The 12,763-nt window shown below is 46.0% G+C and carries 15 protein-coding genes and 1 tRNA gene; 1 reads left to right on the top strand and 15 read right to left on the bottom strand.

All coding sequences use genetic code 11. The annotated features are described in order from the left end of the window. Positions 1-20 precede the first annotated feature (20 nt). The 3 genes from MWM02_RS02215 to MWM02_RS02205 form a co-directional block, all read right to left on the bottom strand. Positions 21-266 carry a glutaredoxin family protein gene (locus MWM02_RS02215; RefSeq protein ID WP_064552122.1) on the bottom strand — a complete coding sequence of 82 codons (246 nt, stop codon included), beginning with the start codon at positions 264-266 and terminating at the stop codon, positions 21-23. 6 nt (positions 267-272) lie between these two features. Continuing rightward, on the bottom strand, positions 273-1,586 hold the full coding sequence (gene rpoN, locus MWM02_RS02210; RefSeq protein ID WP_244402855.1) for an RNA polymerase factor sigma-54: 1,314 nt from the start codon (positions 1,584-1,586) through the stop codon (positions 273-275). Positions 1,587-1,987: 401 nt separating this feature from the next. Next, positions 1,988-2,059, bottom strand: a tRNA-Arg gene (locus tag MWM02_RS02205). Between the two features lie 234 nt (positions 2,060-2,293). Here MWM02_RS02205 and clpP point away from each other — a divergent pair. Continuing rightward, complete coding sequence (gene clpP, locus MWM02_RS02200; protein ID WP_003248099.1) at positions 2,294-2,884, top strand: ATP-dependent Clp endopeptidase proteolytic subunit ClpP; 591 nt, start codon at positions 2,294-2,296, stop codon at positions 2,882-2,884. Between the two features lie 53 nt (positions 2,885-2,937). Here clpP and MWM02_RS02195 read toward each other — a convergent pair whose 3' ends face one another. The 12 genes from MWM02_RS02195 to hisB all read right to left on the bottom strand — a co-directional run bounded on the left by MWM02_RS02195 (position 2,938) and on the right by hisB (position 12,759). Beyond that, a complete protein-coding gene (locus tag MWM02_RS02195; protein ID WP_064552124.1) occupies positions 2,938-3,195 on the bottom strand; it encodes an HPr family phosphocarrier protein in 258 nt (85 codons plus the stop codon). Positions 3,196-3,211: 16 nt separating this feature from the next. Next, a complete protein-coding gene (gene whiA / locus MWM02_RS02190) occupies positions 3,212-4,174 on the bottom strand; it encodes a DNA-binding protein WhiA (RefSeq protein WP_064552125.1) in 963 nt (320 codons plus the stop codon). Positions 4,175-4,197: 23 nt separating this feature from the next. Continuing rightward, positions 4,198-5,175 carry a gluconeogenesis factor YvcK family protein gene (locus MWM02_RS02185; RefSeq protein ID WP_064552126.1) on the bottom strand — a complete coding sequence of 326 codons (978 nt, stop codon included), beginning with the start codon at positions 5,173-5,175 and terminating at the stop codon, positions 4,198-4,200. Then, on the bottom strand, positions 5,172-6,065 hold the full coding sequence (rapZ, locus tag MWM02_RS02180; protein WP_244402854.1) for an RNase adapter RapZ: 894 nt from the start codon (positions 6,063-6,065) through the stop codon (positions 5,172-5,174). Before rapZ ends, MWM02_RS02185 begins: the two co-directional genes overlap by 4 nt. An 18-nt stretch (positions 6,066-6,083) precedes the next feature. Continuing rightward, positions 6,084-6,542, bottom strand: coding sequence for an NUDIX hydrolase (locus MWM02_RS02175; protein WP_244403586.1), 459 nt, complete (start codon positions 6,540-6,542; stop codon positions 6,084-6,086). A gap of 254 nt (positions 6,543-6,796) precedes the next feature. Continuing rightward, complete coding sequence (gene trxB / locus MWM02_RS02170) at positions 6,797-7,744, bottom strand: thioredoxin-disulfide reductase (RefSeq protein ID WP_064552128.1); 948 nt, start codon at positions 7,742-7,744, stop codon at positions 6,797-6,799. A 75-nt stretch (positions 7,745-7,819) separates the two neighbouring features. Then, on the bottom strand, positions 7,820-9,301 hold the full coding sequence (locus tag MWM02_RS02165) for a tetratricopeptide repeat protein (RefSeq protein WP_064552129.1): 1,482 nt from the start codon (positions 9,299-9,301) through the stop codon (positions 7,820-7,822). A 111-nt stretch (positions 9,302-9,412) separates the two neighbouring features. Continuing rightward, on the bottom strand, positions 9,413-10,045 hold the full coding sequence (gene hisIE, locus MWM02_RS02160) for a bifunctional phosphoribosyl-AMP cyclohydrolase/phosphoribosyl-ATP diphosphatase HisIE (RefSeq protein ID WP_244402853.1): 633 nt from the start codon (positions 10,043-10,045) through the stop codon (positions 9,413-9,415). Next, positions 10,042-10,800: an imidazole glycerol phosphate synthase subunit HisF gene (gene hisF, locus MWM02_RS02155; RefSeq protein ID WP_244402852.1), complete on the bottom strand. Its 759-nt coding sequence runs from the start codon at positions 10,798-10,800 to the stop codon at positions 10,042-10,044. The genes hisIE and hisF overlap by 4 nt, the downstream gene beginning before the upstream one ends. After that, complete coding sequence (gene hisA / locus MWM02_RS02150) at positions 10,797-11,534, bottom strand: 1-(5-phosphoribosyl)-5-[(5-phosphoribosylamino)methylideneamino]imidazole-4-carboxamide isomerase (RefSeq protein WP_064552132.1); 738 nt, start codon at positions 11,532-11,534, stop codon at positions 10,797-10,799. The genes hisF and hisA overlap by 4 nt, the downstream gene beginning before the upstream one ends. Further along, positions 11,534-12,175, bottom strand: coding sequence for an imidazole glycerol phosphate synthase subunit HisH (hisH, locus tag MWM02_RS02145; RefSeq protein WP_198401587.1), 642 nt, complete (start codon positions 12,173-12,175; stop codon positions 11,534-11,536). The genes hisA and hisH overlap by 1 nt, the downstream gene beginning before the upstream one ends. After that, positions 12,172-12,759, bottom strand: coding sequence for an imidazoleglycerol-phosphate dehydratase HisB (gene hisB / locus MWM02_RS02140; protein ID WP_064552134.1), 588 nt, complete (start codon positions 12,757-12,759; stop codon positions 12,172-12,174). Before hisB ends, hisH begins: the two co-directional genes overlap by 4 nt. Positions 12,760-12,763 lie beyond the last annotated feature (4 nt).

The following is a 12,763-nucleotide window of genomic DNA, read 5'->3' as shown; positions in this document are numbered from 1 at the left end:
AACAGGAGGATTGACAATGTTCAACTATTTCGCACCTCAAGCAAACGCTTTCTTATGACATCTTTTTGAATTATGCCGAAATCGACTTCTTCGCCATCGATTTCGACAACGGGAATCATCAACTGATATTTTTCCAGCAACGCATCATCTTGATAAATGTCAATTTCCCTGATTTGAAAAGTGAATTCCTTTTGTAGTTCTTGCAGCACTTGTTTTGCTTTATCACATAGCGGACAATTTGTTTTCGAATATAAGTTAATGATCACTTGCTGTCACTTCCCTACATACTGTTTTCGTTTTGCTGATGACGGAATACGCAGTTGCTCACGATATTTTGCAACTGTTCTGCGCGAGACGACTACGCCGTATCGCTCATGCAATAAGTCGGCGAGCTTTTGGTCGGAAAGCGGCCGCTGCTTATTTTCCTGTTCTATTAATTGCTTAATAAACATTTTCACTTTTACCGAAGAAGCTGCATCTTCGTCCGCGTAAACGGAAGAAACAGCGTTGGAAAAAAAGCGGCGAAGTTCCACGGTGCCAAACGGCGTTTGCACGTATTTGTTTTTCACGGCACGGCTGACAGTAGATTCGTGAATGCCCAACTCTTCCGCCACTTCCCGCATCGTAAGGGGCTTTAAGGAGGCAAAACCCGCTTCCAAACATTGTTTTTGCTTATTAACGATGACATGCATAATGTTGAGCAACGTTTGTTTACGCTGTTCTAAGCTTTTGGCTAACCATAAAAATTGCCGATATTTATCTTTTATAAACGATTGAACTTGCCCGTCATGGTAACCGGAAACTTTTTGTTCGTATGCCCGATTCCAGACAAGCTCCGGATGCACATCATCATTGCAAAAAACGCACCAATCCCCTTCATCGCTACGTTCGATAATGATATCAGGAACGATGAAATGGGGCATCTCTTTTGTATAATGGATGCCGGGGCGCGGCTCAAGCGAGCGGATTAAATCCCATACGCGCTGCAATGAAGCAATGTCCACGTCAAGCTGTTTTGCTAACGTTTTCCAAGCTTTTTCGACAAATAGCGAAAAATGATGTTGTACGATTTGTTCCGCTAACTCATCGCGATGCGGCAAACGCCTTAGCTGCAAATATAAACATTCTTGCAAACTGCGGGCGCCAACGCCAGCCGGCTCTAACGACTGAACAATCTGCAGCGCTTTTTCCGCTTCCTGTTTGGAAATAGCAAGCTGTTCCGCGATCTCTTCGATCTCTGTCCGCAAATATCCATCTTCATCAAGGGAAGCGATCATATAATGCACGACGCGTTCTTCGCGTTCCGAAAGAGACAGGGCTGGAAGCTGTGCGGTTAAATACAATGAAAGCGTTTCCGAATGAGCGCTTATATTTTCAATCCATCGCTGTTTTTCCTTATCTGACGAGTCGCGATAGCTGCGCTTCAACCGGTAGTCGCGAATTTCAAGAAACGGGTTATCCAGCGACTGTTCATATAAAAACGACTGCAGCTCCACGGCAGAATATTGCAATAATTCGATTGCTTGCGTCAATTCTTTTGTCAGCGATAGCTTCAGCCGCTGTTCTTGCCATAATTCCGCCCTCATCGTCAAGCCCCCCTTTCTTTTATTGTACACTACTGCTGCCTTGACGGTATATAGAAAAATATATAAAACAGGTAACACAATCAGCCCGGAAATGCGCTATTGTCTAGCATAGCGTGGTCAACGAAAAGCAGAAACGTTTAGTTATATATATGCAATTATGCAAAAAACCTGCCGCGTTCCGCAGCAGGTTTCCGCTTTTACGCCCTAGACGAAATAGAACAAAAAGAAGCTCGGCAAGTGGAGCTTGCGATGGATGAGCTCTACAACGACAAATAAGCCGTGCAAAATTTTTTCAAATTCTATCGGATTCTTTCGGATTCCCAAAAAATGAAAAACGACTGCAAACGCAGTCGCATCAACGGTTCGGATAAATTCAATCCGAACCTGTCGGACAGTTGGAACGCCCTCGGCAGGATTCGAACCCACGCTAAGAGAACCGGAATCTCTCGTGCTATCCACTACACTACGAGGGCACTATGATCAGTTGCATATTCAATTATATTGAAAACAGCTTTATATTGCAAGAGGGAAAATACGTTTAAAAAATGGAAAAGAGGTTATGATGAAAAAAGGGATGTCTAATGCCGATAGCGAATAATAATTAAAATATAGAGTAAGGTCAGGTATTTTTTGTTTGACCTTCATTGACCATTTATGTATGATAGAGATACATACGATTTTAAGCGATTGGTAAAGGAGGAAGCCTCATGAATTTAATCCCTACAGTTATTGAGCAAACAAGCCGCGGGGAACGTGCATATGACATTTATTCTCGTTTATTGAAAGACCGCATTATCATTCTCGGCAGTCCAATTGACGATCAAGTGGCAAACTCGATCGTTTCGCAATTACTATTTTTAGCGGCGGAAGATCCGGAGAAAGACATTTCGCTTTATATTAACAGCCCAGGCGGTTCGATTACTGCCGGCTTGGCGATTTATGACACAATGCAATTTATTAAGCCGGACGTTTCAACGATCTGCATCGGCATGGCTGCTTCGATGGGAGCATTTTTGCTTGCTGCCGGGGCAAAAGGAAAACGGTTTGCCTTGCCAAATAGCGAAATTATGATTCATCAACCGCTTGGCGGCGCGCAAGGTCAGGCGACAGAAATCGAAATTGCCGCAAAACGAATCCTTTTCTTGCGCGATAAGTTAAATCGCATTCTTTCTGAAAATACCGGCCAGCCAATCGACGTGATTGAACGCGATACGGACCGCGATAACTTCATGACGGCACAAAAAGCGCAGGAATATGGAATTATCGACCGCGTGTTAACGCGCGTAGATGAAAAATAAAATGAATTAAAATGATAGGCTGCTTCGATTTACGCAGAAGCAGCCTATTTTGTTTATTTCTCATTTTCCACATAATTTGCTAATTTTTCAATCGCTTCGTTTTCATCCGGGCCATCCGCGATCAATGTAATGACAGAACCGGTGCTGATCGCAAGGCTCATTAGCCCCATAATGCTTTTGGCGTTCACTTTCTTCCCGTCTTTTTCCAAATAGATGTCGGAAGAAAAGCGATTCGCCTCCTGAACAAACAACGCCGCCGGGCGCGCTTGCAATCCCGTTTTCAACCGCACTTCTACTCGTCTCTCAACCATGCTCCATCTCCCCTTTTTATAACGATTTATGAAAATCGACAGGCTTGCCAGCCCGCAGCCGTTCCGCAATTTCATCAATTTTCCGCAGACGGTGGTTGATTCCTGATTTGCTAATCTTTCCGCCGGACACTAATTCCCCTAATTCTTTTAACGTTACATCCTGATACATCATTCGCAATTCGGCAATTTCCCGTAATTTATCAGGAAGGGAACTCAATCCGATCGTTTCATCAATATAGCGAATGTTTTCCACTTGGCGAAGCGCAGCACCAATCGTTTTATTTAAGTTCGCCGTTTCGCAATTGACAAGGCGGTTTACCGAATTTCTCATATCGCGCACAATGCGAATATCTTCAAAGCGCAATAACGCTTGGTGGGCGCCGATAATATTTAAAAACTCGGAAATTTTTTCTGCCTCTTTTAAATACGTAATAAACCCTTTTTTTCGTTCCAGCGTTTTAGCATTAAGAAAAAAGTGGCTGTTCATTAATTCACATAATGAATCGTTATGTTCTTCATAAAGAGAAAAAATTTCTAAATGGTAGGATGATGTTTCCGGATTGTTTACCGATCCTCCGGCGAGAAACGCGCCGCGCAAATAAGAACGCTTACAGCACTTTTTTTTCACTAATTCTGGCGAAATGACTCGAATCAGTGAAAAATCCTCCTCCAATATTTTTAAATCCTTTAACAATTCGCGAGCGCCGTCGACGATTCGCACGATGTACACATTGTTTTTTTTCAGGCGCATCTTTTTTCGAACTAATAGTTCGACCGTGACTTCATACCCTTTCTTTAAAAGAGTGTAAATTCTCCGCGCGATGGCAGCGTTTTCCGTTTGCACATCGACGATAATCTTTTGGTTGGAAAAAGACAGCAAACCATTCATGCGGAGAAGCGCGGACAACTCCGCTTTTAAGCAGCAAGGTTTCACTTCTAAATTCGTTAGTTCTTTTTTCGTTTCTGATGCAAATGACATGGTTAGTCACCTCCGTAGTTCATTCAGCCATTGGAAGAAGGAGGTGCTGTAATAAGCGAAATGAGCAGCGACGCCACTTTTTTTGTGTCATGACGGATGACGTGGTCTTCATAGCTGACGATATTATCGCGAATCACTTCAATTCCCAGCTCTGTGAGCCGGTCGCCATCATCCTTCACCGGTTCGGCCAACTCTTCAGCATAACGCCGTTGGATCTCTTCCGGAATATGTCCGCTATTGACAACGACAACATCAAGAAATAAGCATCCCATATGGTCATGGAGCGCTTTGACATGATCGCTTACCGTATAGTGCAGCGTCTCGCCCGCTTGGGTCATCACGTTGCATATATATACCTTTTTCGCCTTCGCTTGACAAACCTCCTGACCGATTTTCGGCACAAGCAAGTTTGGCAAAATGCTTGTATATAAACTTCCCGGACCGATGACAATCAAATCCGCAGAGCGAATCGCGTCAATCGTTTCGGGAAGCGGCTCAACATTTTCTGGCGTCAAAAATACTTTTTTAATTTTTTTTCCGGAATAAGGGATTTTTGACTCCCCGGAAACAATTGCGCCGTCTTCCATCTCCGCGTGAAGAACGACACTTTTATTCGCCGCCGGCAACACTTGTCCGTGCACGTTCAACACTTTGCTCATCTCGCGGATCGCTTTCACAAAATCGCCGGTAATCGAGGTCAACGCCGCCAAAATTAAATTCCCTAGCGAATGCCCTGACAATCCGTTGCCGTTTTGAAACCGATGCTGAAACAATTCGACAACAAGCGGTTCGACATCTGACAGCGCCGCCAATACGTTGCGCACATCTCCTGGCGGCGGAATTTGCAATTCATCGCGTAATCTTCCTGAGCTGCCGCCATCATCGGCGACAGTGACAATCGCCGTAATATCAACGGCATACTGCTTCAAGCCGCGCAACAAGACAGGGAGCCCTGTTCCGCCGCCGATGATGACAATCTTCGGTTGACTTTTCGCATTCATTTATACTTTTCCTTTCTCCTCTCCATGTCACGGTGGGACACATGGGTTTTATAATCATTTGCAAAATGGCGGGCAATATATTCGGCAATCGCCACTGATCGGTGCTGCCCTCCTGTGCAGCCAATGGCGATCACGAGCTGGCTTTTTCCTTCCCGCTTATAATGAGGGAGCATAAATGTCAATAAATCGATCAGTTTTTCAAGGAATTTTTGCGTTTCCCCCCACTTTAGCACATAAGAAGAAACTTCCTCATCCAATCCTGTTTTCGGACGCATATGGTCAATATAGTGAGGGTTTGGCAAAAAGCGAACATCAAATACTAAATCGGCGTCAATCGGAACGCCGTATTTAAAGCCAAACGACATCACGTTGACCGTAAACGTTTGTTGCGCATGGGAAGAAAACTGCTGCAAAATTTTTTCCCGCAACTCGCGCGGCTTTAAATCCGACGTATCATAAATAATTTGCGCCCTTCCTTTTAATTCCTCGAGCAGTTTGCGCTCTAAACGGATTCCCTCAAGCGGCAATCCGTTTGGCGCAAGCGGATGCGTGCGTCTTGTTTCTTTATATCGCGCCACCAGCGTCGAATCGTTGGCGTCTAAAAATAAAATTTGCGGCGTTACCCATGACTGCTCCGCCAAGTCGTCAAGCGCGGTAAACAAGCTGTCGAAAAAGTCGCGGCTTCGCAAATCCATCACTAACGCCACTTTATTCATTTTATTCCCCGACTCTTTCATCAGCTCCAAAAATTTTGGAAGCAACGTCGGTGGCAAATTATCGACACAAAAAAAGCCCAAGTCTTCAAAGCTCTGAATCGCGACGGTTTTCCCGGCGCCGGACATCCCCGTGATAATCACCACTTGAATATTGTTGGCCGAACCTTTGCTCATTTCTTCCCCTCCTCTCCATCAACTGGAGTCTAACCGGTAGGAAAGTAATTCGAAATCTTCCGTATATATAAACGTTCCGTACATAACTTCTGATCCTTTAAGCGCATAATCCAAAATATGGTAATCACCTGGCGCCATTGGAAGCTGGCGGATCGTTTCCAACGGATGCCATTCCAACTTTCCTTCTTCACAATATGGAACATTCTCGCCAGCAAATTGATCGGCAAAAAAGGTAAACATCATCCATTCAGAAACCGTTTGCTCTTGATCTTTGACGACAATCGTAAAAACTCCTTTGAGCTTCGGGTTTTTTAAATAAATTCCTGTCTCTTCGCGATATTCGCGAATGCATGCTTCACGGACGGATTCCCCTTGTTCCATCTTTCCTCCCGGGGCAACCCACCAGCCCCGCTTCGGCTTTTGTAATAACAATACTTTTCCATCTTTTACTAAAACGCAATTTGTCACGCGCTGCAACACGCTCACCTCAACATAAACTCCATCGAAAATGGTTAAACTTCTATTTATTTTATTATACTATTTCTTACAATTCACCACAACGAAGAAGCCTGGTGCTCGTACTTGTCCATCGCATAAAAAAGAAGCACGGGAAAGGGTACCCGTGCTTAGCAAAAAGATCTATATAAAAGGGGGTCAATTACTTACTTTTAGCATACAAAAAAAATATTTCACATGTGTTACAGCTCGGTTAAACATCGATTACGATTTCATTACTTTATGTTTAATTTTTCCTTTAACTCTTCCACATAGTGCTGCGCGCTTTGCGCCGCAATGCTTCCGTCTCCCGTCGCCGTTACGATTTGCCGCAACGATTTTTCGCGGACGTCTCCTGCCGCAAAAATGCCCGGCACTTTTGTTTCCATGCGCTCATTCGTCACGATATATCCGTTTTCATTTGTAATGCCAAGGTTCGCAAACGGCTTCGAAAGTGGAAGCATGCCGATATAAATGAACACGCCATCGCATGGAAATTCGCGTTCTTCGCCCGTTTGCGTATGAACGAGCGTCACGCTGCCAACTTTTCCGTCTTTTTCGTTAATTTGCTTGACGGTATGATTCCAAATGAAATCAATTTTTTCATTGGCAAACGCTCTGTCTTGCAAAATTTTTTGCGCGCGCAATTGGTCGCGGCGGTGTACGATCGTTACCTTATTGGCAAAGCGGGTTAAATATACCCCTTCTTCTACCGCAGAGTCGCCGCCGCCAACAACGACGAGATTTTTTCCTTTAAAGAATGCTCCATCGCAGACGGCGCAATAGGAGACACCGCGGCCGCCAAGTTCGGCTTCACCAGGCACGCCGAGCTTTTTATACTCCGCGCCAGTCGCAATGATGACGGCGCGCCCTTTATATTGCTTATCGCCGACGACAACTGTTTTATACGCTTCGCCGTCAATAATTTCTTTGACTTCACCGTATGCGTATTCCGCGCCGAATTTTTTCGCATGTTCAAACATTTTCGTCGCTAATTCCGGACCTAAAATCTGCTCGTATCCCGGATAATTTTCCACTTCCTCTGTATTTACCATTTGCCCTCCTGGCACACCCCGCTCAATCATCAACGTGGATAAATTTGCGCGAGATGTATAGACAGCGGCAGTCATTCCTGCTGGTCCGGCCCCCGCGATAATGACGTCGTAAATTTTTTCTTCTGACACGTCGTTCCACTCCTTCATTGATTAGTCTTCACCATTATCGTATAGAAAGTTGCGAACGGGCGTCTATTAATTTGCTCATGATAATAGTTCTTTCACTTTCTTTACATATTTTTTCACCGTTGATAATGAAACATGATATTTATCTGCAACCCATTGTTGCGTTACGCGCTGTCCCTGCCGCTGCCGCCATACATACTCCAGCGCCGCCGACCAAGCAGAATGGTTAGAAAATCGCTCATTTGTCGGAAATGCATTCACGACGACGGAAAACCACGCAACGTACATGGTTTCATCAGTCCGATCATTTTTCGCCGACAACTCATTGATAATGATATGGCTATCGATGACATACGCAGGAGACATTCTCACATCGCGAAGCAAAAAATAATCCGCAAATTGGCTAAGGAGCGGATGATCAGCCAAATAACGGCGAATCGCAATGGAAACGGCAGGATCATTTTTGTACGGCGATTCGCTAAGCAAATAAAGCCCATATAACATTTCGGCTATATTTGTCCGGTCAAACCAGCGAATAATTTTTTGCAGCTCCGGATCGACAGACGGGCTGAAGAACGCCCACGGCTCTTCTCCACGTTTGTTAGGATTTACATCTATTACCTTCTCCCAAACATTTTTCGCTAATTCTTCGCGGCCGGTGTAATAGGCTGCATAAGCAAGCCAATAATAAAAGGCATCATCTCCGTCATAGCGGATTTTATATAAATGATATAGCCATTTGAAAGCGAGGTCGAAACGGCCGACAAGCGCGAATGTCGCTCCGAGCTTATAACGATGTTCGATGAAAAACGGATGCACGCATGCTAATTGGTCAGAAAGGCGCTTTACTTGCCGTTCGTCTCGCAAATAATAATAAAAGACGAGGCGGTTGCAAAGCGCGTGCAAATTGCCTGGGCTTCGCTCCAGCACTTGCTCGACAATTTCTTGCGCCTTTTGCACGTTTCCGTTATAAAAATAGGCAAGCGCCAAATTGTTGTACGCTGACCAAAATTCAGGATAGTTAGCAATGATCGTCTCCAACAGACGAATCGCTTCCGGAAACTCTTCTTTTTCCAATAAAAACCGCGCCCGCTCCTGCAACGTAATTAAATCGTCTTGTTCACCGCCGTTTTCCTCTTCTTGGTCAATTTTCAGCAATTCCATTAAATCCTCTATATCCTCGGCAAAATGGCCATTTGGGTCACGCGCCAAATACATTTCCGCATACTTCATCGCTTCGTGGAACAATCCGAGATGAGCAAAGTTATTCGCTAAAAAATAAAAACATTCGTACATCGTTTCATCCAACTCGTGAACGATCTTGAGCAGCCATTGATTCGAGGCTTGATATTCTCCAAGCTCGGCAAGCACGGAGGCAAGCTGCAATGCAAACGAAGCGTTATTCCGATCATATTGGACCGCCCGTTCTAAATATTTTTTCGCTTTATACAAATCGCGTTGTTGATACGCTTGCATTCCCTTTTTGAAATAGTATTCGCCGTTTTGAATAAATGGAATAATTTTTGTTTTTCGCTGTTTCGGCTCCAGTTGTTTTCCCATCGAATCCTCCATCTATGTTGAATTTACCGAAAAAAGTATACCATATTCTTTGCAAAAGCAAACAATAAAAATAAAAGCTGGCTCAAGAAAAAGCCAGCTTGACGCCATTGTTTACCGTTTGGCGTTGTGCCGCTCCGTTAATACTTCCAACACCGCATCAAGCGGAAGTTTTTGCTCTCTTAGCAGCACAAGCAAATGATACAATAAATCGGCGACTTCCCATTTCAGTTCGTCATGGCTGCGGTTTTTCGCGGCAATAATGACTTCGGCCGCTTCCTCGCCGACTTTCTTTAAAATTTTATCGATGCCTTTTTCGAACAAATATGTCGTATACGCCCCTTCAGGTCGTTCGGCATCCCGTTTCGCGATAATTTCCTCTAACGTGTTGATAATCGCAAAACGTTGTGGCGAAGCTTCGTGTTTTTCACCGTTGATCCGGTTGGAAAAACACGAATAGCTTCCCGTATGGCAGGCTGGCCCAGCCGGCTCGACAAGCACAAGGAGTGCGTCGCTGTCACAATCGTAGCGCATGTCGACAATGCGCTGTGTATTGCCGGAAGTGGCTCCCTTATGCCAAAGCTCCCTGCGCGAGCGGCTATAAAACCATGTTTCGCCTGTTTCTAACGATTTTTTTAACGATTCTTCATTCATATAGGCAAGCATCAATACTTCTTTGCTTTGCGCGTCTTGAACAATCGCCGGAACGAGTCCTTTTTCGTCAAATCGGATGTTGGCGAGGTTCATCGAATATTTACCCCTCTTTCTTTTAAATACGCTTTTACTTCTTTTACTGATGTTTCTTTATAGTGGAAAATCGATGCCGCCAGCGCCGCATCCGCTTTTCCGTCCACGAATGCTTCGAGAAAATGTTCGGCGCTGCCAGCCCCTCCAGAAGCAATGACCGGAACGGAAACCGCTTCACTTACCGCTCTCGTCAGCGCAATATCAAAGCCGTTTTTTTCGCCATCGCAATCCATGCTCGTCAGTAAAATTTCGCCCGCGCCGCGGCGGACCGCTTCTTTTGCCCATTCGACAACTTCCAAGTCCGTCGCGTTTCGCCCGCCGTGCGTATACACGCGCCACGAGCCAATTGTCTCATCATATTTCGCATCAATCGCAACAACGATGCATTGCGCCCCGAAAAAGTCCGCTCCTTCTGTAATCAGTTGTGGATTGCGGACAGCAGCCGTATTGAGCGATACTTTATCAGCTCCCGCACGCAAAATCATCTTTATATCATCTAGCGAATGGATCCCACCGCCGACCGTAAACGGGATCGCCAATTGTGCAGCAACTTTCTCGACGACTTCCACCATCGTCTTCCGCCCTTCGTGTGACGCGGAAATATCCAAAAAGACAAGCTCGTCCGCTCCTTGCTCGTCGTAAAACTTCGCCAGTTCAACCGGATCGCCGGCGTCGCGAAGCTGGACAAACTGCACTCCTTTCACGACGCGACCATCTTTCACATCCAAACAAGGAATAATGCGCTTCGTAATCATTCCCCTTGCACCACCTTCAGCGCTTCCGCAACCGTAAACTGCTTCGTGTAGAGCGCTTTGCCGACGATCGCGCCGACGACGCCGTCACCGACGTGTTTTTGCAGCGACACTAAATCTTCAAGCGAGCTGACGCCTCCGGAAGCGATCACATGCTTTCCGGTTGCACGCGCCATTTCGACAGCCGCTTGAATATTCGGACCTGACAACATTCCGTCTGTCGCAATATCTGTAAAGATGAACGTTTGCGCTCCAGATTCTGCCAGCTCTTTTCCAAGGTCTGTCGCTTTGACATTCGACGTGTTAAGCCACCCTTCCGTCGCAACAAACCCATCTTTCGCATCAATGCCGATCGCAATGCGCTCGCCATATTTTTTCAGCATTTCCTTAACAAACGAAGGTTTGGCGATGGCGGCGCTTCCTAAAATGACGCGGGCCACGCCGTTTTCCAAATAATAGACAATGTCGTCTTCCGTACGAATGCCGCCGCCGATTTGCACTTTCACCGGCAGCTGTTTCGCCGTTTCGACAACAAAGCGGTCGTTGACGCGTTTTCCTTCCTTCGCGCCGTCTAAGTCGACCATATGAATCCATTCCGCTCCTTGTTCGGCGAACAAGGCGGCCATTTCGATCGGGGAATCGCCATATACCGTCTCTTTATTATAGTCTCCTTGCAAAAGGCGGACGCATTTGCCGCCGCGCATATCAATCGCCGGATAAATGGTAAACGCCGCCATTACATCCTCTCCTTTCCTTCGACGATCGCTGCGTAGTTTTGCAAAATTTTCATGCCAATCGCGCCGCTTTTTTCCGGATGAAACTGCGTGCCGTACACATTGTCTTTCCCAACGACAGCGGGCACCTCGACATCGTAAAAGCTGCTGGCAAGCACCACACTGTCATCGTTCGTCACCACATAGTACGAATGAACGAAATAAACATGCCCTTCTTCCACATTTTGTAAAAGCGGGGATGAATGGCGAAAAACGAGGCGGTTCCATCCCATATGTGGCACTTTATACCGCTCGCCGCTCGCCGTTACGCCGGGAATGCGGACGACGCGGCCGCTTAGCAGCCCTAATCCTTCCGTCAACCCGTTTTCCTCGCTTTCCTCAAACAATAGCTGCATGCCAAGGCAAATGCCAAGCAATGGCGTTCCTTCATTTACCGCCTCGCGAATAAACTGGTCAAGCTCTGTTTTCCGCAAAATATGCATCGCGTCTTTAAACGAGCCGACCCCCGGCAAAATAAGCCCCTTCGCTTGTCTCAGTTCGTTTGGCTGATCGGAAACGACGTACTCGTAACGAAGTCGTTCTAATGCTTTGCTGACGCTGTATAAATTCCCCATTCCGTAGTCAATAATGCCAATCATCGTCACAACATCCCTTTCGTTGATGGAACGCCTTTGACGCGCGGATCAATCATCGTCGCTTCGTCGAGCGCGCGCCCTAATGCTTTAAACACCGCTTCGATCATGTGATGTGTGTTGCGCCCGTAATGGACGATGACATGCAGATTCATGCGCGCTTCGAGCGCCAATTTCCATAAAAACTCATGGACTAATTCGACATCAAACGTTCCGACTTTTTCGCTTGGAAACTCGCCGCGAAACTCAAAATGCGGGCGGTTGCTTAAATCAACGACAACTTGGGCGAGAGCTTCATCCATCGGGACAAACGCGTTGCCGTAACGTTTAATCCCTTTTTTATCGCCGAGCGCCTCCCGAAGCGCCTGCCCGAGACAAATGCCGATATCTTCGGTCGTATGGTGGTCATCCACCTCCGTATCGCCTTTGGCGGTCACCGTTAAATTAAAGTGGCCGTGCTTCGTAAACAAATCAAGCATATGGGTTAAAAACGGCACGCCGGTATGAAGCTCCGCCTTTCCTTCCCCGTCGATGGCAAATGCCAGCTGAATATCCGTCTCGTTCGTCTTTCGCGAAATCGAAGCATATCTTTCCATGAAA

It is taken from the genome of Parageobacillus sp. KH3-4 (genome assembly GCF_022846435.1).
In the GTDB taxonomy this organism is placed as follows: Bacteria; Bacillota; Bacilli; order Bacillales; family Anoxybacillaceae; genus Parageobacillus; species Parageobacillus thermoglucosidasius_A.
Note: the sequence above shows the minus strand (reverse complement) of the source record. Positions and strands in the feature narration are given on the sequence as shown.

What these genes read in the sequence shown, in the direction of transcription:
- MWM02_RS02185 (WP_064552126.1), bottom strand. Translation starts at nt 5,175, where the DNA reads ATGAATGCGAAAAGTCAACCGAAGATTGTCATCATCGGCGGCGGAACA.
- rapZ (WP_244402854.1), bottom strand. Translation starts at nt 6,065, where the DNA reads ATGAGCAAAGGTTCGGCCAACAATATTCAAGTGGTGATTATCACGGGG.
- hisA (WP_064552132.1), bottom strand. Translation starts at nt 11,534, where the DNA reads ATGGCGGCGTTTACCATTTATCCGGCGATTGATATGCGCGGCGGCAAA.
- whiA (WP_064552125.1), bottom strand. Translation starts at nt 4,174, where the DNA reads ATGTCATTTGCATCAGAAACGAAAAAAGAACTAACGAATTTAGAAGTG.
- hisF (WP_244402852.1), bottom strand. Translation starts at nt 10,800, where the DNA reads ATGATTACGAAGCGCATTATTCCTTGTTTGGATGTGAAAGATGGTCGC.
- hisB (WP_064552134.1), bottom strand. Translation starts at nt 12,759, where the DNA reads ATGGAAAGATATGCTTCGATTTCGCGAAAGACGAACGAGACGGATATT.
- hisIE (WP_244402853.1), bottom strand. Translation starts at nt 10,045, where the DNA reads ATGAACCTCGCCAACATCCGATTTGACGAAAAAGGACTCGTTCCGGCG.
- rpoN (WP_244402855.1), bottom strand. Translation starts at nt 1,586, where the DNA reads ATGAGGGCGGAATTATGGCAAGAACAGCGGCTGAAGCTATCGCTGACA.
- MWM02_RS02165 (WP_064552129.1), bottom strand. Translation starts at nt 9,301, where the DNA reads ATGGGAAAACAACTGGAGCCGAAACAGCGAAAAACAAAAATTATTCCA.
- MWM02_RS02195 (WP_064552124.1), bottom strand. Translation starts at nt 3,195, where the DNA reads ATGGTTGAGAGACGAGTAGAAGTGCGGTTGAAAACGGGATTGCAAGCG.
- clpP (WP_003248099.1), top strand. Translation starts at nt 2,294, where the DNA reads ATGAATTTAATCCCTACAGTTATTGAGCAAACAAGCCGCGGGGAACGT.